Below are 24,476 nucleotides of genomic sequence, written 5' to 3'. Positions count from 1 at the left end.
ACAAGACAATGAACATCGCCGTAAAACCCGTGTCCCGCATCCGCGCGGTCAACTGGAACCGCATCGAGGACGACAAAGACCTCGAAGTCTGGAACCGCCTGACCTCGAATTTCTGGCTGCCGGAAAAGGTGCCGCTCTCCAACGACATCCCCTCCTGGGGAACGCTGAAGCCGGAAGAACAGAAATTGACAATCCGTGTCTTCACCGGCCTGACATTGCTCGACACGATCCAGAACGGTGTCGGCGCCGTGCGCCTGATGGAGGATTCGGCAACGCCGCATGAGGAGGCGGTGCTTTCCAACATTTCCTTCATGGAGGCCGTGCACGCCCGCTCCTATTCGTCGATCTTCTCGACGCTCTGCCTCACCCCTGACGTTGACGACGCCTATCGCTGGTCTGAGGAAAACGAATTTCTGCAGCGTAAATCCGCGCTCATCATGCGGGAATATGACAGCGGCGATCCGTTGAAGAAAAAAATCGCCAGCGTGTTTCTGGAAAGTTTCCTGTTCTATTCCGGCTTCTACCTGCCAATGTTCTGGTCAAGCCGCGCCAAGCTCACCAACACGGCGGATTTGATCCGCCTCATCATCCGCGATGAGGCCGTGCATGGCTATTATATCGGCTACAAATTCCAGAGGGCGGTGGAGCGTCTCAGCGAAACGCAGAGACACGAGATAAAGGATTTCGCCTTCGATCTCCTGCTCGAACTTTACGATAACGAGGCGAAATATACCGAAGACCTGTATGACGGCGTTGGTCTGACCGAGGACGTCAAGCAGTTCCTGCATTACAATGCCAACAAGGCCCTGATGAATCTGGGTTATGAGGCTCTGTTTCCGGCCGAGGCCTGCCGGGTCAATCCGGCGATCCTCTCGGCGCTCTCGCCCAATGCCGACGAGAACCACGACTTCTTCTCGGGCTCCGGCTCTTCCTATGTCATCGGCAAGGCGGTTGCGACCGAAGACGAAGACTGGGATTTCTGAGGCCGGTTTGTCGGCAGGACCCGCAAAAGCTATTGCGGGTTCACCACCTGGCTCGCAAGGCGGAATGGGCTGGCGACAGTGGCGCCGATCGCATCGAAAACAAAGGCTCCGGCACTGTTGATATCACCCCCGCGCCTGCTTGCCTCAAGTTGCGGCACCATGGAGGCCAGCGCCGCATAGCGGTCGTGGTTGAGTGGGTCCGACGCCTTCAGATTGGAGATGTCGACGAATTGCACGCCCTCCTTGAGAGCGGCTTCCTGCACTTGGCGATCGGTGACATCCAGCGCGCCGATACGGGTAACGTCGGCACCGAGGATGGAAGAGGCTTTCAGCGCGCGGTCGTCCTTGGAAACGAGAACGGTGAGCGGCGGGCTGAGCCGGCCGACAACCTCGATCTGCTTGCGGAAGACATCGGCATCGATATCGGGCGCAGCCAGCACCACCTGCAGCTTGGCGATGACATCGTTCCTGCCCTGGAAGCGCAATTGCCGCAGCGCCTCCATGACCAGCCAGCCGCCCATGCTGTGCCCGAACACGACGACGCTTTTCTTCGGGGTCTGCCGGGTGAGATCGATCAACATTGCGGCGAGCGCATCGCGTGAAAAAGTCGCGGACTCCTTGTCGGCCACATAGCCGGCGACAGAGGCTTGCGACGGCCAGGAAAAGACCAGCGGCACGCCGTTCATATTGGCATCTGCCGCCATCTGCGCCGCGCGGAACAGAGCTTCCTGATAGCTGTAATTATAGCCGTGTACAAAAAGTGCGATCTGCTTGCCGGAGCGGGCTACGTCGCCAAGATCGGCATTAAAGCGCGTCTTCGTCAGCATATCGGCCCTGGTAACGACGAAATCCTTTTTCGGGTCGGGCTTGCCGCTGGCCCATTCGATTTTTCCGCTTTTATGAGTGGGCGGAATGGAAATATCGAAACTGGCGTAGTTCGGCTCCATCGCCCGCTCCGTGCCGAAGCCCTTTTTCGCGTCCGTGTTTTTCTCCCGCGTGCTCGCCACGAAGGCGGTCACGATTTTCGTGTCGCGGGTCTTGGTGTTGACGGCCTCCAGCACATCCGCCCCCGGTCGGCCTGCGCATGAAGAGAGAAGACCGAGAGTGAGAAACAGAGAAAAGATCAGGCGCATGAATGGGCTACCGATGATGAGGACCGGCTCATAAATAACCGGCGACTAAAAAAGTTGCTACTGAAGAATGAATTGCACTCTAGCGGCTGTCTTCGGTGCGGACGGACGTTCCCCACCTTGCTATCCGTCCATCTTCGTTTTAGGCCGTAAACATGACGAACAAGGTGTCGCTTTTACGGCTGAAACTCACGGACTTCCGCAATTATGCGGCGGCTGCGCTCACGCTCGATGAACGCCATGTGGTGCTGACGGGCGACAATGGTTCCGGCAAGACCAATCTTCTGGAGGCTGTCTCCTTTCTTTCACCCGGAAGGGGCCTGCGCCGCGCCACCCTGTCTGATGTGACGAGGGTAGGGGCTGAAGCCACCGGCTTCTCGATCTTCGCCGATGTCGAGGGCATGGATGGCGAAGTCGCCATCGGTACGGGAATCGAAGGCGATGGCGAGGTGGTGTCGCGTCGCCTGAGACTGAATGGGACTCCGGTGAAATCCGTCGATGAATTGACTGACCATCTGCGGGTATTGTGGCTGACGCCGGCCATGGATGGCCTCTTTACCGGCTCGTCCTCGGACCGCCGGCGTTTCCTCGACCGGCTGGTGCTGTCGCTCGACCCTGCCCATGGGCGGCGGGCAAGTGATTTTGAAAAGGCCATGCGCGGCCGCAACCGCCTGCTTTCGGAAGGCCGCTTCGATCCGGTCTGGCTGGACGGCATCGAAAAGCAGATGGCCGAACTCGGCATCTCAATGGCGGTCGCCCGTTACGAGATGCTCAGCCTCTTGAAGAGCCTGATAGAGGGGCGGGCGGGCAATGCCGCTTTCCCTTCCGCGGCGCTTTCTCTCTCTGGTTTCATGGACGATGGGCTCAATCGTCCCGCCGTCGATCTGGAGGATGAATACAGGCTTATGTTGCGCGATGGCCGGTATCGTGACGCCGCTGCCGGCCGCACACTGGATGGCCCGCACCGCGTCGATCTCTTCGTGCGCCATGCGGAAAAGGACATGGAGGCCGAGCGCTGCTCAACCGGGGAACAGAAGGCGCTGCTGGTGGGGCTGGTGCTTGCACATGCGCAGCTGACCGCCAATATGACGGGTCATGCGCCGGTGCTGCTGCTGGACGAGATCGCCGCCCATCTGGATGAGGGCAGGCGGGCGGCTCTGTTCGATCTCATTCATGCGCTTGGCGGCCAGAGTTTTATGACCGGAACGGATACGGCGATGTTCTCTGCCCTTGGCGACAGGGCGCAATTCTTCAATGTATCCCACGGGAGCATCACCGCATGACGGCTAAAAGATGGAGGGCGACATGGATCCGCTGAGCCCGGAAGAAATCGAGCGCTACAAGCGCCATATCCTGTTGCCGGAAATTGGCGGCGTGGGCCAGCAGCGGCTGAAGGCGGCGCGTGTGCTGGTCATCGGGGCCGGCGGCCTCGGTGCTCCTGTCCTGCATTATCTTGCCGCCGCCGGTGTCGGCACGCTCGGCATGATCGATGACGATGTGGTTTCCCTGTCCAATCTGCAGCGGCAGGTTATCCACGATACCGGTACGATTGGGGAGCTGAAGACGGAGAGCGCGCGCAAAGCCATCGCCCGGCTCAATCCGCATGTCCGCACGCTTGTTTATGAAGAGCGCTTTTCGCAGGTCTGGGCGCATGACCATCTGCGATCCTTCGATCTCCTGATCGACGGCTCGGATAATTTCGATACGCGTTATACGGCCGCCGATGCGGCGGAGGCTGCGAAAAGACCGTTGGTAACGGGGGCTGTCGGCCGTTTTGATGGTTCGGTGACGGTGCTGAAACCCTATGAGACGAATGCCGAGGGCGCTCTGCTGCCCGGCTATCGTGACCTGTTTCCGGAACCGCCGCCGCAGGGCCTCATTCCCAATTGCGCTGAAACAGGCATTGTCGGCGCGCTGACCGGGGTTATCGGCACGCTTATGGCCATGGAGGCGATCAAGGTTATCACCGGTGCCGGCGAGCCGCTGATCGGCCGCCTGCTCCTCTATGACGCCCTCTCGGCCCGTTTCGAAACCGTGCGATACAAGCGGCGGTCAGCGGGAAAAAAACCATGATGGAGATCGTCAGGATAGGGGAGGAGTTCGATCGCTGGCAGGAATTGCTGGCGCTTATCATGTCCTCCTTCGCTTATATGGATGGCGTCATCGACCCGCCATCGTCGGCCCATCGTCTGACGTTGGAAAATCTTGCCGAGAAGGCGAGGGTGGAGATCGCTTTCGTGACGCTTGATGGCGATGAGATTGTTGGCTGCCTGTTTTGCCGGCCGGAGCCGACCTGTCTTTATATAGGCAAGTTATGCGTTTCGCCGAAAGCACAGGGAAAGGGCATCGGCCGGATGCTTGTGCGGCAATCCGAAGCGCTGGCCCGCGAACTGGCGTTGCCGGCGCTGCGGCTGGAAACCCGCATCGAACTCATCGCCAATCATGCCAGATTCGCCGCCTGGGGTTTCGTCAGGACGGCTGAAAACGCCCATGCCGGCTACGATCGCACGACCTCGATCGAGATGACCAAGTTCCTCGGCTAAAATTGCCTTCAGCCGACCCGACTGTGTCCTTCGCCAATCGCAGAGCCTATTGCAAAAGGCCGGATTGCACCATCTGGGAGAGAAAAATGGAGGAGACGCGGTCAATGCCGGTCTGCGGCTGGTTTTCTGCCGACCCAACCCGCCACACAGCTTTGTCCGGTCCGCTGAAGAGCTGGATTTCCGTGCTGACCTTGTGGGTGAGAGGAGCCGCCTTCGTGGCTTCCACCATCTGCTTCATCAGTCTTGCGGACGGCATGCGCGTTCTATCGCCTGTCTCGTTCGCATTTGCGCTGGCCTTCAACCGCTGGAAGGCTGGCGCGACATCCGGCAGAGAGCAGTTCATCTTGATTCGCGCCACAACAACACCCGTGGGCGTTTGTGCACCGAGACGCGCAGGCTCCGCCTTACAACGCACCCGCTCTGTACTCGCCACCCAGAGCTTTGCGAACTGCTCCGATTGTTCGTTTGTCGTCCCCTTGGGTGAATGCATGCCCCTGTTCTTGCGCTGCCACGCGACCGGGTCCGCAACCAGTTCCATATCGGTGTAGCGCGGGCCGCCGCCCGAAGCTCCCCATTCCCTGTTCAGGTGGGACATGCTCGCGCGATCAAAATTCAGCCAGGCGCGATAATAGAGTTCCGCAGTCTCTTCAGGGGAAGGTGAAGCGGCCCAGGCCGGACCGCCGACCAGCATGAGCAGAACGGAAATCAACGCCAAGAACTTCGCCCGGATACCCATTGAATTCTCCCCCTCCATGATCGAAAGATGGCGGCCCGAACCGGCTCAGTTCCGCCCCGGCAGCACCCGGTTCGGCGGACGGTGGCCGTCGAACAGCGTGCGGATATTGATGATGACCTTGTCGCCCATTTCGATACGGCCCTCAATCGTCGCAGAGCCCATATGCGGAAGCAGCACGACCTTGCCTTCCTTGGCGAGCTTGATGAGCTTGGGATTCACCGCGGGCTCATTCTCATAGACATCGAGACCGGCGCCGGCGATCTTGCCTTCGCGCAGGCACTGGATCATGGCCGCCTCATCGATGATATCGCCGCGTGCCGTATTGACGATGTAGCTGGTCGGCTGCATCAGCGCCAGCCGCCGCGCTGAAATCAGGTGATAGGTTGCGGGCGTCGAGGGGCAATTGACGGAGACGATATCCACCCGCGCCAGCATCTGGTCGAGACTGTCCCAATAGGTCGCCTCAAGCTCCGCTTCCGTAGCCGGATTGACGCGCTTGCGGTTGTGATAATGAATGGAAAGCCCGAAGGCCTTGGCGCGTCGCGCCACCGCCGTTCCGATGCGACCCATGCCGACAATGCCGATGCGCTTGCCGGAGATGCGCCGTCCCAGCATCCAGGTCGGTGACCAGCCCAGCCATTCGTCCGCACCATTGGCGAGCACCCTTGTGCCTTCGATCATGCGGCGCGGCACGGCAAGCGCCAGCGCCATGGTAATGTCGGCGGTATCTTCGGTCAGCACGTTGGGCGTATTGGTGACGGTAATGCCCTTTCGGGCGGCTGCATCCACATCCACATGGTCGATACCGTTGGAGAAGCTCGCGATCAGCTTCAGCTGCGGTCCGGCCTGCTCGATCATCGCGGCGGTGATGCGGTCGGTGACGGTGGGTACCAGAACGTCGACCCGCTGCAAGGCGGCCACAAGCTCGTCTTCGCTTCGCTGCGTATCGTCGATATTCAGTTCGGCATCGAAGAGTTCGCGCATTCTGGTTTCGACGACGTCAGGCAATTTGCGGGTGATATAGACTGTCGGTCTCTTCTTGTGGGTCATCGTTTGCCGCTGCCTTGTTCAGAAGTCATTAACCAGAAAGAGCGATAATTTCTTTCAATCAGGGCGTTTCTACCAGACCCACCGGCGAAGACAAACAAAACTCGCTGAAGCTTGAGGCATGTGGAAGCGAGCCTCCTTAAATATCATCCGGTTTGCAGAAGGCGGGAAACGGAAATGGGCATGCGCAGTGTGGTTTCTATCGTTTGCATTGCATTGTCTTTGGGCCTCCTCGGTGCGGCAACCGACGCCATGGCGCAGGGTGCCGCCAAAGGCGCAAGCGGTCTGCCGCTGCCACGTTTTGTCAGCCTGAAATCCAAGCGCGTCAACATGCGCATCGGACCGAGCACGGATTATGCCGTGTCATGGATGTATCTGAAATCGGGAATGCCGGTGGAAATCATTCAGGAATATGAAAACTGGCGGCGCATCCGCGATGCTGACGGGACGGAAGGCTGGGTCAACCAGGCTCTGCTTTCCGGTGAGCGTACGGCCGTTGCGGCTCCGTGGATGCGTGGCAAGGGTAAGGAAGTTTACGTGAACATGCGCCGCGAGGCGCAGTCGGGCGCTTCCGTCGTGGCGCGGCTTGAGCCGGGCGTCGTCTTCCGCATCGGCGAATGCAACGGCGACTGGTGCCGCGCCGAGGCCGGCCAGGCCTCGGGCTGGGTTTCGCAGGGCGAAATCTGGGGTGCTTATCCCGGCGAAGCCTTTAAATAAGGCCGTGCTTCTCGCCAAGCGCCTTGAGCGATGACATCGGGCGCGGCCCGACCTGCTGAATGACGGCGGCAGCCGCAAGGCAACCGAGCTTGCCGCAATCTTCGAGCGACCGGTCCTGCGTATAACCGAACAGGAAGCCGGCGGCGAAAAGATCGCCGGCGCCCGTCGTATCGACCACGTCATGCACCGGATAGGCTTCGACCTTCACACGTTCCGTGCCGCGCAGGATGACGGCGCCTTCCTCGCTCATCGTCACCGCTGCGATCTTGCAGTCGGCTGCGATTTTGGTCAGCGCAAGCCCGAAATCGTCGGTTTCGTAAAGCGAAAGCGCTTCCTGCTTGTTGGCGAAAACAATGTCCACAGTACCGGAACGCATCAGGTCGAGGAATTCGTCGCGATAGCGGCCGACGCAGAAGCTGTCGGAAAGCGTCATGGAGACTTCGCGGCCGTTTTCATGGGCAATGCGGGCGCATTCTCGAATGGCGTCCTTGGCGCGCGGCGGGTCCCACAGGTAACCCTCGAAGTAGGTGACTTTCGTATCCGCCACCACGTCTTCTTCCACGTCTTCAGGACCGAGATCGACGCAGGCGCCGAGATAGGTATTCATCGAACGCTCGCCATCTTCGGTTACGAAGATCATCGAACGCGCAGTCGGCGGGAAGGTGCCTTCCGGCTTGGTTTCGAAATAGACGCCCTGCGCGCGAATATCGTGCTGGAAGATTTCGCCGAGCTGGTCTTCAGCCACCTTGCCGAAATAAGCGGCCTTGCCGCCGAAATTCGCCACGCCTGCCGCCGTGTTGCCAGCGCTGCCGCCGGAGGCTTCGAGAGCCGGTCCCATCAGCGAGTAAAGCAACTCGGCCCGTTCCGCGTCGATGAGGTTCATCGCGCCTTTGGTAATGGCATTGTCGTTGAGAAAGCGATCGTCGCAGCGGGAAATGATGTCGACGATGGCATTGCCGACAGTCAGTACGTCGAATTTCGTCATAGGCCCTATCCGTTTCGCACGAGGTGTGCGTATTTTTCGAAAGGTCTTAAACATTTCTGGCGGCAAGAAAAGCCCAAACAGAAAATATGCGGTTCTCCACGAGGAGCGAAAACGCGTCATCTGCCTGTAATGTGGTTAAGCTATTTCATTTGTCAGAGCAAAAGGTGTGTGAATGCATACCGGAATGGAAGACATGATGGTCTTCTGGCTCAACCGTTATCTCTGCCACGGATGTACTGGCGGTATATAACGGACATAAAAGGCGGGGGAGACCCCGCTTTTTCTTTTTGGGTAACGTTCGGCCTTGCGGATTTTACAGGCCAAGATGAGCTTTCTGCCCGAAGCGGCTCACTGGCCTTCTCCTTCTTGGGCACCATTTGGCGAAAACAAACAGTGGGAGCGTTTTCGCGATTCCATTCCCGTGGAAAAGGCTCTAAAGCGGAGTATCTCCCGCAAAAGCCGCGAAAGCTTTCCCTCCATGTCTGCCGTTGCCGCGAATGTCGCCCCGATTTTCATTCTCATCCTGATCGGCTGGCTCACCGTCAAGGCCGGTCTGTTCAGGGCCGATGCTGGCGATATCCTCAGCGATTTCGTGTTCAAGATCGCCGTGCCGACCTTGATCTTCCGCACACTTGCGGAAGCGAACTTTCATGGTGCTTCACCCTTCCGGCTCTGGATCACCTATTTCGCCGGCGTGGCCGTCACCTGGACGATCGGGCATATCGTCACCCGTTATGTTTTCAAGCAGGATGTCCGCATCGCCGTCATTGCCGGCATTTCCTCGGCATTTGCGAACAATATCTTCATCGGCCTGCCGCTAGTCGGGCGCTCCGTCGGGGATGAGGGGCTGGTGGCTCTCTCCATTCTGCTGGCCATCCACTTGCCGGTGATGATGATCGCCGGCACGATCCTGATGGAAAACGCCACGCACAAGGCGGTCGGCGGGGAAAAGCGAAGCATGGCGGCGGTCTTCAAGCAGGTGGGCCGCAACCTCATCACCAATCCTTTGGTGATCGGCCTGTTCATCGGGCTTTCGACCAATGTTTCCGGCGTGGCGCTGACGCCCATCCTGAAAACCGTGGTCGATCAGATCGCCTCCATGGCGGGGCCGGCGGCGCTTATTTCGCTCGGCATGGCGCTGACGAAATACACCATTCGCGGCAATCTCGGCATTGCCGTCACCATGACGGTGTTCAAGCTGCTGTTTTTCCCGGCCTGCGTCTGGGCCATGGGTCACTTTCTCGGCCTCAGCCGGGAATGGACGGCAGCACTTGTGCTCACGTCTTCCGTGCCGACGGGCGTGAATGCCTGGTTGATCGCCAACCGCTTTGGCATCGGCCACAGCGTTGCGGCCTCCACCATCAGCATTTCCACGGTGACAGGCGTTCTTTCCGTGTCGCTGTGGGCATGGCTGCTGAGCTGATTATTCTGCCGAGTTGATTATTTCTGGGCGCTCAGAATCTTGAAGCGGGCGTTACGGCACACCTCAGTGCTGGTGCGGAATTCCGCCGCGAGCACCGGCTCATAGGGCATGCCGCGATTGGCGACCATCAGCAGCTTGCCGCCGCTGCGCAGTGCGCCGGCGGCGGCCTTGATGAAGGCCTGGCCAAGGGCAGGTTCTGCTGCCTGTCCCGCCGCATGGAAAGGCGGGTTCATGATGATGAGATCGTATTTTTCCTTCGGCGGCTCGTTTGCCAGATCCTGCCAGAAGAAACGCGCCGTCAGCCGTGGATTGTTTTCGAGAAGATTGGTTTTGGCGAATTCCAGCGCATTCCAGTCCGCCTCGAACAGATCGATACGGGCCGTGCGCGGCGATTTCTCGGCCAGCATGACGGAGAGATAACCCCAGCCCGCGCCGAAATCGGCGGCATTGCCGTCAAAATCGGTCGGCAGGCGCGATGCGAGCAGTTCCGAGCCGTCATCCACGCGGTCATGGGAGAACATGCCGGGCAGGGCGGTAAAGCGGCCTTCGACCGTGACGGGCTTCTGGGCGAGCTTCGAGACGGCAGATGCAATATCGTCCGGCCGTTTGAACCAGAGAGCGACGCCGTGATACTTCGGCGTCGATTCCGCTTCGATACCGAGCTTTGCCAGCGTCTTGCGCAGCGTTACGATGCCGTCTTCCTTCGATCCGGCCGCGACGATCAGGCCACCGGCCTTCACGCGCGAAAGCGCTTCGGCGACGCGGTTTTCATTCTCGCCGCGATGTTTGCCGCAAAGCAGCAACGCCGCATCGTAATCCTCGCCCGAAATATCCGGTGTCACCTCTGCGCCCTGAGCCTGCAGAGCACGATAAAGCGGCCGTAGATGCTGAACCGCGACGATCTCCGCGTCAAAACCGTCAAGCCGGGGACCGGCTTCCGCTCCCAGAAACAGAACGCGTTCGCCCTCTTTCGGCATGGCAAGCATGTCCGAGGCAAAGGGATGGAAAAGGGTTTTCACGGCGTCACGGCTCATGGGAGCGTCCTCGAGGTAGGATGGAGTTTGTCAGGGAAAAGTGGAAACCGGTTTTCCCGAAAAGACAAACGATAACAAAACGAAAAAAAGGCGCGGGCAAAACCCGCGCCTCGATAGGGTCTGGCGGCGCGGCCTTATTCGGCAGCGGCTTCGCCGTCTTCCTTCTTCTTGTCGGCAGCGACTTCCTTGCCGGTTGCCTGGTCGACAACCTTCATGGACAGGCGAACCTTGCCACGCTCGTCGAAGCCCATCAGCTTCACCCAGACCTTGTCGCCTTCCTTGACGACGTCAGAGGTCTTGGCGACACGCTCGGAAGCGAGCTGCGAGATGTGGACGAGGCCGTCACGGGCGCCGAAGAAGTTGACGAAAGCGCCGAAGTCAGCGGTCTTCACAACCGTGCCTTCGTAGATCTGGCCGACTTCCGGTTCCGCAACGATGGAGTGGATCCACTTGCGGGCCGCTTCGATTTCCTTGCCGGAAGAAGAAGCGATCTTGACGGTGCCGTCGTCTTCGATGTTGATCTTTGCGCCGGTCTTTTCGACGATTTCGCGAATGACCTTGCCGCCCGAACCGATGACTTCACGGATCTTGTCGACCGGAATGTTCATCACTTCGATGCGCGGTGCGAATTCGCCGAGCTGGCTGCGGCTCTCGGTGATGGCATTGGCCATTTCGCCGAGGATGTGCTTGCGGCCACCCTGTGCCTGCTCCAGAGCGATCTTCATGATCTCTTCGGTGATACCGGCGATCTTGATGTCCATCTGCAGCGAGGTGATGCCGTCGGCCGTACCCGCAACCTTGAAGTCCATGTCGCCGAGGTGGTCTTCATCACCGAGAATATCGGAGAGAACCGCAAAGCGCTCGCCTTCGAGGATGAGGCCCATGGCGATACCGGCAACCGGCTTGGCCAGCGGAACGCCGGCGTCCATCAGTGCGAGCGAGGTGCCGCAAACGGTTGCCATCGACGAGGAGCCGTTGGACTCGGTGATTTCGGAAACGACGCGCAGCGTGTAGGGGAATTGTTCCGCAGTCGGCAGCATCGGGCGGATAGCGCGCCATGCGAGCTTGCCGTGACCGATTTCGCGGCGGCCCGGGGAGCCCATGCGGCCTGTTTCGCCGACCGAGTAGGGCGGGAAGTTGTAATGCAGCAGGAAGCGTTCCTTGTACATGCCGGTGAGGCTGTCGACATACTGCTCGTCTTCGCCGGTGCCGAGGGTCGCAACGACGATCGCCTGGGTTTCACCGCGGGTGAACAGTGCCGAACCGTGCGTGCGCGGCAGAAGGCCAACTTCCGAGATGATCGGACGAACGGTCGACAGGTCGCGGCCATCGATACGGCTCTTGGTGTCGAGAACGTTCCAGCGAACGATCTTCGCCTGAAGGTGCTTGAAGACAGCGCCGATTTCTTCCGGCGTGTACTTGGCTTCGCCTTCTTCCGGCAGGAAGTGGGCCTTCACCTTCGCCTTGACCGCGTCAACGGCGGCGTAGCGGGCTGCCTTTTCGGTGATCTTGTAGGCGTCGCGCAGTTCGGCTTCGGCGAGCGCCAGCATTTCGTTTTCGAGCGCGGAGAAATCTTCCGGTTCGAATTCGCGGGGTTCCTTGGCGGCAACTTCGGCGAGCTTGATGATCGCGTCGATAACCGGCTGGAAGCCCTTGTGGCCGAACATGACGGCGCCGAGCATGATGTCTTCGTTGAGTTCCTTGGCTTCGGATTCAACCATCAGAACGGCGTCGGACGTACCGGCGACAACCAGGTCGAGCGTGGATTCTTCCATCTCGTCCAGATGCGGGTTCAGAACATATTCACCGTTGATGTAGCCAACGCGTGCGCCGCCGATCGGACCCATGAACGGAATGCCGGAAAGGGTCAGCGCAGCCGAAGTGGCGACCATCGACAGAATGTCGGGGTTGTTTTCCAGATCGTGCTGGATGACGGTGACGACGACCTGCGTGTCATTCTTGTAGCCTTCCGGGAAAAGCGGGCGGATCGGACGGTCGATCAGGCGCGAAACCAGCGTTTCGTTTTCGCTCGGACGGCCTTCGCGCTTGAAGTAACCACCGGGAATCTTGCCGGCCGCGTAGGTCTTTTCCTGGTAGTTGACGGTCAGCGGGAAGAAGTCCTGGCCGGGCTTCGGAGACTTTGCGGAAACCACGGTCGCGAGAACCATCGTCTCGCCGTAGGTTGCGATGACGGCGCCGTCAGCCTGACGGGCAACCTTGCCGGTCTCGAGCTTCAGCGGGCGGCCTGCCCATTCGATTTCCACGGAGTGTTGATTGAACATATCTTGTCCTTGGTTGTGGCTGCCCGCTCCGGCGTCGTACCGGCGGAAGCAGCGCTGTGACTCAATCACGGGCAAGACAGCGGGAGGCTTCCCAAAGAAGCATCCGGCAATCCTGCCCCATGACAGGTCTGCGGTTGAAAAAGGCGGCACCGGCCCATCCGGGTCACCCTTATCGTCCGGGGCCACATTTGCGGCGAACGCCCGGAAATTTCTGTGGCCTCAAAGGCCGGATATAAAAACCGGCGGGCATCGTTGCGAAACCCGCCGGAGAAGTTATTAGCGGCGAATGCCGAGAGCACCGATCAGCTTGGTGTAACGGGCTTCGTCCTTCTTCTTCAGATAGTCGAGAAGCGAACGACGGCTCGAAACCAGCGTCAGAAGGCCACGACGGGAGTGGTTGTCCTTCTTGTGGTCCTTGAAGTGACCGGTCAGGTTGTTGATCCGCTCGGTGAGGATTGCGACCTGAACTTCCGGCGAACCGGTGTCGCCTTCCTTCGTGGCATATTCCTTGATGAGGGCGGCTTTGCGCTCTGCAGTAATCGACATCGGACGATCCTTTCTGTTTTAAGGAAAAATGGGACGCCTAAAGCCGGGATGTCGTCCAGCTCTGGCCATTCAGCAGCATAGGCAAAGCCCAAGCTGGCGCTGCCTATAAACTATTCCGGGTGCAATTGAAAGAGGCGATTGACAGCGCCTCCCTGAGCGTTTTCAGGAAAAGTGCGAAGCGGTTTTCCGTACGGAAACGCGTAAAACAAATAGATAGAGCCCGTTTCAGCCGAAAACGCGCTTCGGCCGGAATTCGCCTTCGCCGATTTCGCCGATGGCGACGAGCTTGCCATGCGCGGTGGCATAGGCTTCCGGATGATTGGCCGGTGCATCGCGCCCGCGCAGCAGGATGGGGTTGCCCATTTTAAGCCTGTGCGCCTGGTCGTCGTTGATGATGAGGCGGGGAAGGGCGGAAAGCGCCTCGGCCGTGTCGATCAGGAAGGCATCCAGCGCCTCCAGTCGCTCGTCGCGATCCTCCACGGCTTCCAGCGCCGTCAAGGTTTCGAGCGGCACCATCATGTCTTCGCCGAAGGGGGCGACCATGGTGCGGCGCAGTTCCGAAATATGGCCGAAACAGCCGAGATCGCGGCCCATGTCGCGCGCCAGCGCCCGTACATAAGTACCCTTGCCGCATTCCACTTCGAAGTGGGCGGTATCGGCGTCCGGACAGGCAAGCAGCGTCAGGCGATGGATTTCCACCTCGCGCGCGGGAATTTCCACCGTCTCGCCGTCGCGCGCCAGATCGTAGGCGCGCTCGCCGGCGATCTTGATGGCGGAAAATTGCGGCGGTGTCTGGAGGATCACGCCGGTATAATTGGGCAGGATATCGCGGATTGCCTGTTCGTCCGGGCGCAGGTCGGAGGATTCGACCACCTCGCCTTCCAGATCGTCGGTCGAGCGCTGCTCGCCCCAGGTGACGGTAAACTCGTAGATTTTCCGGCCGTCCATCACGTAGGGCACGGTCTTGGTGGCGTCGCCAAGCGCGATTGGCAGCATGCCCGAGGCCAGCGGATCGAGCGTGCCGGCATGGCCCGCCTTCTGGGCATTGAACAGCCACTTTATCTTAGAAACGGCCTCGGTGGAGCCGAAATCCAGCGGCTTGTCGAGAATGAGCCAACCGGAAATCGGACGGCCCTTGGGTTTGCGGTTCTGCTGTTTGCGTGGTTTGGACATGCTTCAGTTCTGTTCGTCGTCTTTTTCGTTTGAAGGTCCAAGATCGCGCTGCACCTCCGGTGACCGCAGGAGTGCGTCGATCTTCTGGTAATTGTCGAAACTCGTATCGTCGCGGAAACGCAGTTCCGGCATGTATTTCATCTGCCGAAGCTGGGGCCCGAGGCGGCCGCGCATGAACTTGGCGTGACGATTGAGTGCATCGATGATGCCGGTGTGATCGGCAACGCCAAGCGGCGTTACGTAGGCCGTTGCGATCTTCAAATCGGGCGACATACGCACTTCCGAGATCGAAATGACGGTCTTTTCAATAAGATCGTCGCGAACTTCGCCGCGTTGCAGGATTTGCGTCACGGCCGCGCGAACCTGTTCGCCGACGCGCAGCATACGCTGCGAAGGAGCCGATGATGTTGCTTTTGCCATTTCTTTTGCCCCTGCACATTTCCCCCCAATTTTTTCGGACGAGGAGGGTGTGTGCAAATCTAGCGCATAGGTCCGAAAATCGAAATCGATTTCCGATGCGAACGATGCGCAGTTTCAAAGTGTTAGAGCGTCCTGACTGCGTTTGAAACGACCAGCGGCGCTCTGGTGTTACGGCGACCTTTGCACGCTTCGAGTGATTGAGGGCGCTATAAAGAATCGAGCGCCGGCTTGCCGGCGCCCAATTGCGATTTTTATGTACGTTTCAACCGGACGCTTAGAGCGTTCTGGTGATGTGCTCGACGCGGAAGCACTCGATGGTGTCGCCGGCGCGGATGTCTTCGTAGTTTTCGAAGGCCATACCGCATTCCTGACCGACCGGCACTTCTGCCACTTCGTCCTTGAAGCGCTTGAGGGTCTTGAGCTTGCCTTCGTGGATAACGACGTTGTCGCGTACCAGACGCACACCCGCACCACGTTCCACCTTGCCTTCGACGACGCGGCAACCCGCGACTTTGCCGACCTTGGTGATGTTGAACACTTCGAGGATTTCCGCGTTGCCGAGGAAGGTCTCGCGACGCTCCGGCGAAAGCAGGCCCGACATCGCTGCCTTCACGTCATCCACCAGATCGTAGATGATGTTGTAGTAGCGGATCTCGATGCCGGCGCGTTCGGAAGCCGTACGTGCCTGTGCGTTGGCGCGAACGTTGAAGCCGATGATCGCGGCGTTGGATGCCTCGGCAAGCGAGATATCCGATTCCGTGATGGCACCAGCACCCGAGTGAACGATACGAGCGCGGACTTCGTCGGTGCCGAGCTTGTCGAGCGAAGCGATAATGGCCTCGACCGAACCCTGCACATCTGCCTTGATGACCAGCGGAAATTCCTTCATTCCCGAAGTCTGCAACTGGCTCATCATCTGTTCCAGCGAACCGCGCTGGCCCGTCTGACGTGCGACAGCCTTGTCGCGTGCCAGACGCTGGCGGTACTCGGAAATCTCGCGAGCACGGCTTTCGTTTTCGACAACCGCGAAACGGTCACCGGCAGATGGCGTGCCGGAAAGACCGAGAATCTCGACAGGCATGGCCGGACCGGCTTCCTTGACGTGTTCACCCTTGTCGTTGACGAGGGCGCGAACGCGGCCCCACTGGTCGCCAGCCACGATGATCTGACCAGGCTTCAGCGTACCCTTCTGCACGAGAACTGTAGCGACGGCACCACGGCCGCGGTCGAGTTCCGCTTCGATGACGGTACCTTCTGCGGTACGGTTCGGATCTGCCTTGAGGTCGAGAATTTCAGCCTGCAGCAGGATCGCTTCAAGCAGCTTGTCGAGACCAAGCTGTTTCTTGGCGGAGACTTCCACGTCAAGCACTTCACCGCCCATGGATTCCACGAAGACTTCGTGCTGCAGGAGCTGCTGGCGAACCTTTTCAGGGTTTGCCTCGTGCTTGTCGATCTTGTTGATCGCAACGACGATCGGAACACCGGCCGCCTTGGCATGGTTGATGGACTCGATCGTCTGCGGCATCACGCTGTCGTCTGCGGCGACCACCAGAACGGCAATATCCGTCGCCTGCGCACCGCGGGCACGCATGGCTGTAAAGGCGGCGTGGCCGGGGGTGTCGATGAAGGTGATCTTCTGGCCGTTCTTCTCGACCTGATACGCACCGATATGCTGGGTGATGCCACCGGCTTCGCCTGCAACCACATTCGCCTGGCGAATGGCGTCGAGCAGCGAGGTCTTGCCGTGGTCGACGTGGCCCATGATCGTGACAACCGGCGGGCGCGGCAGCATTTCGCCTTCGTCGTCTGCCTGGTTGAAGATGCCTTCTTCCACGTCGGATTCGGAAACGCGCTTGACGGTGTGGCCGAATTCGACGGCGATCAGTTCCGCCAGATCGGCATCGATCACGTCGCCCGGCTTCATCATCTGGCCTTCCTTCATCAGGAACTTGATGACGTCGACGGCGCGTTCGGACATGCGCTGCGACAGTTCCTGAATGGTGATGGTTTCCGGCAGGATCACTTCGCGCATGACCTTTTCACGGGTCTCCTGCATCTGGCTGCGGCGGAATTTTTCCTGGCGGCGGCGCATGGATGCCATGGAGCGTCCGCGTGGCGTGCCGTCTTCATCCAGGTTGGACGAGGTGACGGTCAGCTTGCCGCGACGGCGTTCTTCTTCCGTCTTCAGGCGCGCAGCCGGCTTTGCCGGTGCAGGCGCGGCGACCTTGCCACGAACCGGCAGGTTGCCGCGGCGTGCACCGCGATCATCCTCGTCGTCGCCATCGGTACGGCGTCCGCGCGGAGCGGCGGTTTCGGGAGTTGCGCGAGCAGGGGCTGCAGCGGCGGGCTGAGGACGGGCCTCGACGCGCGGCGCCGGCTGGGCGGCTGCAACCGGCTTTTCATCGACCGGTTCCGGTTTTGCTTCCACGGCGGGCTGGCTTGCTGCCACTTTGGCGGCTGCGGCCTCTTCGACGGCACGGCGTGCGGCTTCTTCCTTTTCGGCGGCGATGCGGCGCTCTTCTTCCACCTTGCGGCGCGCTTCGTCTTCGGCGCGCTGCTTGGCTTCGATGACGTCGCGGGCCTGTGCTTCCATCAGCGCGCGGCGACGGGCTTCCATCTCGCCTGCCGACAGGTCGTGCAGGACGTTGCCGCGCGGACGCTCAGGCTGGCGCTGCTGCGGTGCGGACGAGCCGGGACGCTGCTGCGGCTGGGAGGAACCCGGACGCTGCTGCTGGCCGCTGGGCTGGTGGATGCGCTGCTGCGGCGCCTGCGGACGCGGTGCTGCCGCGGGGGCAGGGGCGACCGGCTTCGGAGCGGGCGCTGCAACCGAATGAACCTGCTTCTCGTCTTCAGGACGCATGGGGCGGCGCTTGCGTGTTTCCACGACAACCGCGTTCGTGCGACCTCGACCCATATCCTGCCGCACAGTGCCCTGATTCATCCCGCCCGGCTTGAGGGTGAGAGTCTTCTTGGCAGGCGCGTTAAGTGTCTTGTCGTCGTTGTTGTCGGTCATTCCGTTCCCGTTCCTTCGGACGAGAACCGGATGACGTTCATCAGGTCTCGTCGTTCAATTGCTGCATCGGAACGCGGCGACCGTTCATGTCGGGCAACCGCGTCATTGTTCTGTCCGGGCAGCGTCGCGTTCCGCCTGAGATCGACCGCCAAGACGGTACTGCTCAAGCATCGTTGCGCGCTTCACTACACCCTCACCCGCCTGCCCTGCAAGCGCGCAGGCATGGATAAAAGCATTCTGGCCCATCAACTCGTCCATTTCGGCGCCGCTGAAGAGCCGGAAGGACGGAATTTCGTTGCCGGCATCGCTGCCGAGCGCCCAGGCCTTGCGGGCCTGGTCCAGTTTTCTCACGCCGTCTGCCGCAGCATCGGTCGCGTGGAACACGGCAATCGCATTCCCCGAACGGACGGCGGCGTCGACTTTCATCGCGCCGCTGATGAACTGGCCCGCCTTGCGCGCCATATTCATCATGCCTGCAAGCTGCTGCGCCATCAGCCGGTCGAGAAGAGCAAGAAGCTCCGGCCCGGCCTTGACGTCGCGTTTGAGAGCCCGTGCGAAGAGCTTCTTCGCGACGGCTTTCTCGATCAGGGCGCGCTCGGGTGTCACCCAGCAGCCGCGCCCCGGCAATTGGCGTTTCAGATCCGGAACGACACTGCCGTCCGGCCCTGCGACGAAGCGGATCAGCTCATCGGGCGATCCGCTTTGCCGTGTCACAATGCACATACGTCCATTGACGTCGCCCTTGAGCCGCCCGTCGTCATCCGTTTCGGGCAGCTCATCCGGCTCATGCGCCTGCGATATCATTCCTGTTCGGCGGTATCCGCCTCCTCGGCAGCCTCAGGATCGGCTTCCTCTGCGGAAGCAAGCTCCTCGGCGGTGATCCAGCCTGCCAGAAGACGGGCCTGCACCACCATGTTCTCGGCTTCGACGCGCGATACGTCGAGCTTGGAGAAGATGCCTTCGAACTTCTTGGTCTCGCCGTCCTTGCGCTCGCTCCAGCCGACCAGGTCGTCCGCCGCGCAACCGGCAAAATCCTCGATGGTCTTGATGCCGTCTTCACCCAGCGCCACCATCATCTGCGAGGTCAGGCCGTCGATCTGGCGCAGCTCGTCGGAAACGCCGAGTTCCTTGCGCTTGGCGTCCATTTCGGCTTCCAGGCGTTCCAGATATTCGCGGGCGCGGGTCTGGATTTCATCGGCGGTGTCTTCATCGAAGCCGTCGATCGAGGAAATTTCGTCGAGGTCGACATAGGCCAGTTCTTCGACCTGCGCGAAGCCTTCCGAAGCCAGAACCTGACCGACCATTTCGTCAACGTCGAGGGCTTCCATGAAGAGTGCCGTGCGCTCGTTGAATTCCTTCTGACGGCGCTCGGATTCTTCCTGCTCGGTCATGATGTCGATATCCCAGCCGGTCAGCTGCGATGCCAGACGCACGTTCTGGCCGCGGCGGCCGATGGCGAGCGACAGCTGTTCGTCCGGAACCACCACTTCGATGCGCTCGGATTCTTCATCCAGAACGACCTTGGCGACTTCCGCCGGCTGCAGGGCGTTGACGATGAAGGAAGCCGGCTCCTGGCTCCACGGAATGATGTCGATCTTTTCGCCCTGGAGTTCGCCGACGACGGCCTGCACGCGCGAACCGCGCATACCGACGCAGGCGCCAACCGGATCGATCGACGAGTCGTTGGAGATGACGGCGATCTTGGCGCGCGAACCCGGGTCACGGGCAACCGACTTGATCTGGATGATGCCGTCGTAGATTTCCGGAACTTCCATGGTGAAAAGCTTCACCATGAACTGCGGATGGGTACGCGACAGGAAAATCTGCGGGCCACGCTGTTCGCGGCGAACGTCGTAGACGTAAGCGCGCACACGGTCGCCGTAACGCATGTTTTCCCGCGGGATCATTTCGTCACGACGGATGATACCTTCGCCACGGCCGAGATCGACGATGACGTTGCCATATTCGACGCGCTTGACGGTGCCGTTGACGATTTCGCCGATGCGGTCCTTGAACTCGTCATACTGGCGGTCACGCTCGGCTTCGCGCACCTTCTGCACGATGACCTGCTTGGCGGACTGGGCGGCGATACGGCCGAAATCCATCGGCGGCAGCGGATCGGCGATGAAGTCGCCGAGCTTGGCGTCCGGGTTGCGGTCGCGGGCCAGCTCCAGCGGGATCTGGGTCGAATAATCCTCAGCGGCCTCGACAACTTCCAGAAGACGCTGCAGGCGGATTTCGCCGGTCTTGGAATTGATGTCGGCGCGGATGTTGGTTTCCGAACCATAGCGCGAGCGGGCGGCTTTCTGGATAGCGTCGGCCATTGCGGCAAGCACGATTTCGCGGTCGATGACCTTTTCGCGCGCCACAGCATCGGCGATCTGCAGAAGCTCAAGCCGGTTAGCACTCACTGCCATTTTTCTATCTCCGTAAGTCGCATGATTGCGGGGTTCGCCCTTGTTTCCGGGCTTTACGTTGGAATTAGTCTTCGTCTGCTTCGTTTTCGTCGTTCTGGTTTGCGGCGGCGGCCTTGGCCGCCTTGTCTGCCCGCAGCGCATCACGAATAAGATCGTCCGTCAGAATGAGCTTTGCATCCGAAAGCGCGCTGAACGGAATGATGACTGTCGGTTCCTCGCCATAGGCGATCTGGTCGCGTTCCAGCTTGAAGCCGTCCGCATTGACCTCGACGATCTTGCCGCGAAACCGCTTGCGGTTCTCGACCAGAATGGAGGTTTCGACCTTCACCAGATGACCCTGCCAGCGGGTGAAATCCGATTTGCGAACCATCGGCCGGTCGATGCCGGGCGAGGAAACTTCGAGATGATACGCTTTATCGACCGGATCTTCCACATCAAGAACCGGTGAAATCGCCATGGAGACGGCTTCGCAGTCCTCGACGGTCATGGTGCCGTCTTCGCGCTCGGCCATGATCTGAAGCGTCATGCCGTTCTGGTTGGAGAGCCGCACGCGCACCAGAAGATATCCCATGCCCGTCAAAACAGGCTCGATGATCTCGGCAATACGCTGGTCGATGCCCGTTTCGGTTATCAGTCGCGGTTCATGTGCGGTGTCTGCCATCTGGCCTTCCGGTCTTTGATGTTCACCGGGCCTTCTGCCCGTGGTTTCCGGTTCGCCTAACGAAAAAGAGCGGAGCCTTGCGGCCCCACTCTTCATCAAGCGATCAAGAATTTCAGGGCTCATATAGACCCATCGGGGCAGGATTGCAAGGTTTTCGCGGCCGTCTGCGTTTCAGTGACGGCTCGGCCACATTTTCACCCTTACCATGTCGGAAAGGCTGGCATGATTGCCGGCACTGTCTATAGTTGCCGTTTGACAAATCGCAGTTGCATCAAGTGGACAGAGCGTGCCTGACCGTAAATCGCCACTCGCGCCTTTAAGGCATTTGACTTACAGACGAATCTGGATCGCCAGCCTTGCCTCGAATTTCGGCGGATTGATCCAGGCGGTGGGCGCCGCATGGATGATGACGTCGCTCTCAAGTTCGGAAAACATGATCGCGCTGGTGCAGGCCTCCACCTCTTTGCCGATCATGCTGTTCTCGCTGATTTCAGGCGCGCTGGCCGATAGTTTCGACCGCCGCCGCATCATGATTTCGGCGCAGCTTTTGATGCTGACGGCCTCCGTGCTGCTGACGGTTTTTGCCTGGTCCGGCTGGCTCACGCCGTGGCTTCTGCTCTTCTTCACCTTCATGATCGGTTGCGGCACGGCGCTCAACAACCCGTCCTGGCAGGCCTCCGTCGGCGAAATGGTGCCGCGCGAGGATTTGCCCGCCGCCGTGACGCTGAACAGCGTCGGCTTCAACATCACCCGCAGCGTCGGCCCGGCCATCGGCGGCATCATCGTTGCTGCCGCCGGTGCCGCTGCCGCGTTTTTCGTGAATGCGCTGAGCTATTTCACGCTGATCTACGCCCTGTTTCGCTGGCAGCCGCCCAAATATGCCTCGACCCTGCCGCGCGAGCAGCTTCTGGCCGCCATTTCGGCCGGCATGCGTTATGTGGCAATGTCGCCCAACATCGGCAAGGTGCTGGTGCGCGGCTTCCTTTTCGGCCTTTCCGCCAGCGCCATCCTCGCTTTAATGCCCATCGTCGCCCGCGATCTGGTCGAAGGCGGCCCTCTGACCTACGGCGTCATGCTGGGTGCCTTCGGCGTCGGCGCCATTGGCGGTGCCCTGATCAGCGCCAGATTGCGCGAGGTGCTGTCCAGCGAATGGATCGTGCGCGTCGCATTTCTGGGCTTCGCCTTCAGCGCTGGCGTAACGGCGGTGAGCACGAGTGCGATCGTCACGTCGCTGGTGCTGACCGTTGCCGGCGCCTGCTGGGTTCTGGCGCTGTCGCTCTTCAACACCATCGTCCAGCTCTCCACCCCGCGCTGGGTGGTTGGCCGGGCGCTCTCGCTCTACCAGACGCTCACCTTCGGCGGCATTGCGGTCGGTAGCTGGCTGTGGGGCGAGCTGGCGGAAGATTACGGCATTTCCTATTCGCTGCTCTGTTCGTGCGCGCTGATGCTGCTTGGCGTCGTCGTCGGCCTCAAGCTCGCCATGCCAGCCTTCGCTTCGCTCAATCTCGATCCGCTCAACCGTTTCGTGGAACCGCCGCTGAGGCTGGATATCAAGCCGCGCAGCGGCCCCATCGCTATCCTCATCGACTATGAAATCCACGACGAGGATCTCGGCGAGTTCCTGCCGCTGATGGCCGAGCGCCGCCGTATCCGCATCCGGGATGGTGCCCGCAACTGGAACCTGATGCGCGATCTGGAGAACCCCGACATCTGGACCGAAAGCTACCATGTGCCGACCTGGGTGGAATATGTCCGCCATAACCACCGCCGCACCCAGGCGGATGCGGAGGCCTGGGACCGGCTGCTCGAGCTTCACCGCGGCAAGACACGGCCGCGCGTGCACCGGATGATCGAGCGGCAGACCATTCCGCCGACCGACGATATTTTTCATAAACCCCACACCGATCAGCATTGAGAGGCGATGGTTAAGTGAGTGGCGATGCCCTTCCCACACACTCCCCGTCATCCTCGGGCCTGTCCCGAGGATCCAAACACCTATCGTTAAATCAATCGGTTGCAGATGCTCGGGACAGGCCCGAGCATGACGGAGGAGAGGTTTTCACACGTTGCCAGCAACCGCTACTTCAGCTTCGTCTTCAGCGTCGCATCCGGAAAACATGTAGGCGCAAGACCGTTTTTCGCCTGCCAGTCGCCGAGTGAGCGGCGCGTCTTGAAGCCCGCCAACCCGTCCGCCTTGCCGACATCGTAACCCTTGGCCACCAGTGCCTTCTGCATGGTGAGAACATCCGAGCGCAGCATCGATCCGACATTGCCCCATTCACCCTTGAACGGGCCGGCCCCATGGGTGATGCGGTCGGCGAGATTGCCGATGAACAGCGCATAGAGATCGGAATTGTTATATTCCTTGATGACGTAGAAATTCGGCGTCACCACGAATTCCGGCCCGTGCCGTCCGGCCGGCACCAGCATCATGCCATCGGCGGATAGGTCATTGGATGGGAAGGCTTTTCCGGAAATGCGGGTGATGCCCATCTTCGCCCAGTCGGCCACCGGCCGGGCAAGGTCGGGGCCTTCCTGCGCGCAGGAAACATTGGCGGGGATCGAGACTTCGAAACCCCAGTCGCGATTGCGCTGCCAGCCGCGCTGAGAAAGATAGTTCGCTATGGATGCCAGTGCATCCGGTACGGAATTCCAGATATCGCGATGGCCGTCGCCATCGAAATCCACGGCATATTTCAAATAGCTCGACGGCATGAATTGCGGCTGGCCGAGCGCGCCGGCCCAGGAGCCCATCATGCGCGATGCAGCGATATCGCCGCTTTCGACTATCTTCAGCGCGTCGATCAGCTCGGTGCGGAACATCTCCTTGCGGGTGGACATATAGGCTTTTGTGGCCAGCACATCGACCACGGAATGCGGCAGTTTTGCCCGGCCGAAACCGGATTCGCGGCCCCATATCGCAACGACGATATCACCGGGCACACCGTATTTCGCCTCGATCCTGCGCAGCGTCGCCGCATGGGTGGCTGCAAGCGAACGACCGGTGCCGGCAAGCCCCTGCAGCCGCTTTTCGGAGAAATAGGCGCCCGGCGAGGAAAATTCCGCCTGACTCTGGCTTTGTTCCTTCGGTGGCTTCTGGCCGGGAATGACGAGATCGGGCAGGTTCCAGTTGATGGAGAGACCGCTGAGGGTGACTTCAAGCGTCTTTTGCGAAATGCCGGCCTTGCGGGCTTCCGGCCAGATTTCCTTTTTCAGCCAGGCATTAAATTCAGCGTCATATCGGGCTGCCGCTGCTCCTGTCGGTGCCGATTGCGCCAAGGCCGCCGTTGCTGAAAAAACGGAAAGAAGTGCAGCCAGTGCCTTCGGGGCAAAATGGTTTCGCATTCGGTCTCCTCTTTGAATAAC

The 24,476-nt window shown here is 60.2% G+C and carries 21 protein-coding genes; 7 read left to right on the top strand and 14 right to left on the bottom strand.

Annotated features, from left to right (window positions below):
• Nucleotides 1–8 precede the first annotated feature (8 nt).
• Nucleotides 9–983 (top strand): class 1b ribonucleoside-diphosphate reductase subunit beta, encoded by a 975-nt coding sequence (gene nrdF, locus ACQZ5N_RS13810; protein WP_448733187.1) that lies wholly within the window; start codon nucleotides 9–11, stop codon nucleotides 981–983.
• Between the two features lie 29 nt (nucleotides 984–1,012).
• On the opposite strand, the gene ACQZ5N_RS13805 is transcribed toward nrdF, so the two are convergent.
• On the bottom strand, nucleotides 1,013–2,116 hold the full coding sequence (locus ACQZ5N_RS13805) for an alpha/beta hydrolase (RefSeq protein WP_448733186.1): 1,104 nt from the start codon (nucleotides 2,114–2,116) through the stop codon (nucleotides 1,013–1,015).
• 152 nt (nucleotides 2,117–2,268) lie between these two features.
• On the opposite strand from ACQZ5N_RS13805, the gene recF reads away from it, so the two are divergent.
• From recF to ACQZ5N_RS13790, 3 genes are read left to right on the top strand one after another with little or no spacing between them, the layout of a single operon-like run.
• The gene (recF, locus tag ACQZ5N_RS13800; protein ID WP_448733185.1) at nucleotides 2,269–3,396 is read left to right on the top strand and encodes a DNA replication/repair protein RecF; all 1,128 of its coding nucleotides are present in this window, start codon (nucleotides 2,269–2,271) and stop codon (nucleotides 3,394–3,396) included.
• Between the two features lie 22 nt (nucleotides 3,397–3,418).
• On the top strand, nucleotides 3,419–4,186 hold the full coding sequence (locus tag ACQZ5N_RS13795; RefSeq protein ID WP_448733184.1) for a molybdopterin-synthase adenylyltransferase MoeB: 768 nt from the start codon (nucleotides 3,419–3,421) through the stop codon (nucleotides 4,184–4,186).
• Nucleotides 4,183–4,656, top strand: a complete 474-nt coding sequence (locus tag ACQZ5N_RS13790; protein ID WP_448733183.1) for a GNAT family N-acetyltransferase — start codon at nucleotides 4,183–4,185, stop codon at nucleotides 4,654–4,656. The genes ACQZ5N_RS13795 and ACQZ5N_RS13790 overlap by 4 nt, the downstream gene beginning before the upstream one ends.
• Before the next feature lie 46 nt (nucleotides 4,657–4,702).
• On the opposite strand, the gene ACQZ5N_RS13785 is transcribed toward ACQZ5N_RS13790, so the two are convergent.
• Nucleotides 4,703–5,392 carry a hypothetical protein gene (locus ACQZ5N_RS13785; protein ID WP_448733182.1) on the bottom strand — a complete coding sequence of 230 codons (690 nt, stop codon included), beginning with the start codon at nucleotides 5,390–5,392 and terminating at the stop codon, nucleotides 4,703–4,705.
• 45 nt (nucleotides 5,393–5,437) lie between these two features.
• Complete coding sequence (locus tag ACQZ5N_RS13780) at nucleotides 5,438–6,442, bottom strand: 2-hydroxyacid dehydrogenase (protein ID WP_174055809.1); 1,005 nt, start codon at nucleotides 6,440–6,442, stop codon at nucleotides 5,438–5,440.
• A 180-nt stretch (nucleotides 6,443–6,622) separates the two neighbouring features.
• Between ACQZ5N_RS13780 and ACQZ5N_RS13775 the strand changes: the two genes are divergently transcribed.
• The gene (locus ACQZ5N_RS13775) at nucleotides 6,623–7,156 is read left to right on the top strand and encodes an SH3 domain-containing protein (RefSeq protein WP_026363850.1); all 534 of its coding nucleotides are present in this window, start codon (nucleotides 6,623–6,625) and stop codon (nucleotides 7,154–7,156) included.
• Here the strand turns inward: ACQZ5N_RS13775 and ACQZ5N_RS13770 are convergent.
• The gene (locus tag ACQZ5N_RS13770; protein WP_448733181.1) at nucleotides 7,149–8,141 is read right to left on the bottom strand and encodes an adenosine kinase; all 993 of its coding nucleotides are present in this window, start codon (nucleotides 8,139–8,141) and stop codon (nucleotides 7,149–7,151) included. The two genes, ACQZ5N_RS13775 and ACQZ5N_RS13770, sit on opposite strands and share 8 nt — an antisense overlap.
• Nucleotides 8,142–8,619: 478 nt before the next feature.
• Between ACQZ5N_RS13770 and ACQZ5N_RS13765 the strand changes: the two genes are divergently transcribed.
• A complete protein-coding gene (locus ACQZ5N_RS13765) occupies nucleotides 8,620–9,564 on the top strand; it encodes an AEC family transporter (protein ID WP_448733180.1) in 945 nt (314 codons plus the stop codon).
• A 17-nt stretch (nucleotides 9,565–9,581) separates the two neighbouring features.
• On the opposite strand, the gene ACQZ5N_RS13760 is transcribed toward ACQZ5N_RS13765, so the two are convergent.
• The 9 genes from ACQZ5N_RS13760 to rimP all read right to left on the bottom strand — a co-directional run bounded on the left by ACQZ5N_RS13760 (nucleotide 9,582) and on the right by rimP (nucleotide 21,110).
• A complete protein-coding gene (locus tag ACQZ5N_RS13760) occupies nucleotides 9,582–10,598 on the bottom strand; it encodes a class I SAM-dependent methyltransferase (RefSeq protein ID WP_448733179.1) in 1,017 nt (338 codons plus the stop codon).
• A 134-nt stretch (nucleotides 10,599–10,732) separates the two neighbouring features.
• A complete protein-coding gene (pnp, locus tag ACQZ5N_RS13755) occupies nucleotides 10,733–12,880 on the bottom strand; it encodes a polyribonucleotide nucleotidyltransferase (RefSeq protein WP_448733178.1) in 2,148 nt (715 codons plus the stop codon).
• A 276-nt stretch (nucleotides 12,881–13,156) separates the two neighbouring features.
• Nucleotides 13,157–13,426, bottom strand: coding sequence for a 30S ribosomal protein S15 (rpsO, locus tag ACQZ5N_RS13750; RefSeq protein WP_004439050.1), 270 nt, complete (start codon nucleotides 13,424–13,426; stop codon nucleotides 13,157–13,159).
• Nucleotides 13,427–13,651: 225 nt separating this feature from the next.
• On the bottom strand, nucleotides 13,652–14,599 hold the full coding sequence (gene truB / locus ACQZ5N_RS13745) for a tRNA pseudouridine(55) synthase TruB (RefSeq protein WP_448733177.1): 948 nt from the start codon (nucleotides 14,597–14,599) through the stop codon (nucleotides 13,652–13,654).
• A gap of 3 nt (nucleotides 14,600–14,602) precedes the next feature.
• Nucleotides 14,603–15,019: a 30S ribosome-binding factor RbfA gene (gene rbfA / locus ACQZ5N_RS13740; protein WP_035219713.1), complete on the bottom strand. Its 417-nt coding sequence runs from the start codon at nucleotides 15,017–15,019 to the stop codon at nucleotides 14,603–14,605.
• A 274-nt stretch (nucleotides 15,020–15,293) separates the two neighbouring features.
• The gene (gene infB, locus ACQZ5N_RS13735; protein ID WP_448733176.1) at nucleotides 15,294–18,032 is read right to left on the bottom strand and encodes a translation initiation factor IF-2; all 2,739 of its coding nucleotides are present in this window, start codon (nucleotides 18,030–18,032) and stop codon (nucleotides 15,294–15,296) included.
• 102 nt (nucleotides 18,033–18,134) lie between these two features.
• On the bottom strand, nucleotides 18,135–18,836 hold the full coding sequence (locus ACQZ5N_RS13730) for an RNA-binding protein (protein WP_448733175.1): 702 nt from the start codon (nucleotides 18,834–18,836) through the stop codon (nucleotides 18,135–18,137).
• Nucleotides 18,833–20,449 carry a transcription termination factor NusA gene (gene nusA, locus ACQZ5N_RS13725; protein WP_059758923.1) on the bottom strand — a complete coding sequence of 539 codons (1,617 nt, stop codon included), beginning with the start codon at nucleotides 20,447–20,449 and terminating at the stop codon, nucleotides 18,833–18,835. The genes ACQZ5N_RS13730 and nusA overlap by 4 nt, the downstream gene beginning before the upstream one ends.
• Nucleotides 20,450–20,513: 64 nt before the next feature.
• On the bottom strand, nucleotides 20,514–21,110 hold the full coding sequence (gene rimP / locus ACQZ5N_RS13720; RefSeq protein WP_059758925.1) for a ribosome maturation factor RimP: 597 nt from the start codon (nucleotides 21,108–21,110) through the stop codon (nucleotides 20,514–20,516).
• A 286-nt stretch (nucleotides 21,111–21,396) separates the two neighbouring features.
• On the opposite strand from rimP, the gene ACQZ5N_RS13715 reads away from it, so the two are divergent.
• Entirely contained in the window at nucleotides 21,397–23,025 is a 1,629-nt protein-coding gene (locus ACQZ5N_RS13715) for an MFS transporter (RefSeq protein ID WP_003524308.1), read from the top strand.
• 164 nt (nucleotides 23,026–23,189) lie between these two features.
• Here ACQZ5N_RS13715 and ACQZ5N_RS13710 read toward each other — a convergent pair whose 3' ends face one another.
• Nucleotides 23,190–24,455, bottom strand: a complete 1,266-nt coding sequence (locus tag ACQZ5N_RS13710; RefSeq protein WP_448733174.1) for a lytic murein transglycosylase — start codon at nucleotides 24,453–24,455, stop codon at nucleotides 23,190–23,192.
• Between the last annotated feature and the right edge of the window lie 21 nt (nucleotides 24,456–24,476).

The organism is Agrobacterium sp. 22-221-1, from assembly GCF_053522445.1.
The sequence above is the reverse complement of the archived record's forward strand: the minus strand, read 5'-3'. Positions and strand labels throughout refer to the sequence as shown.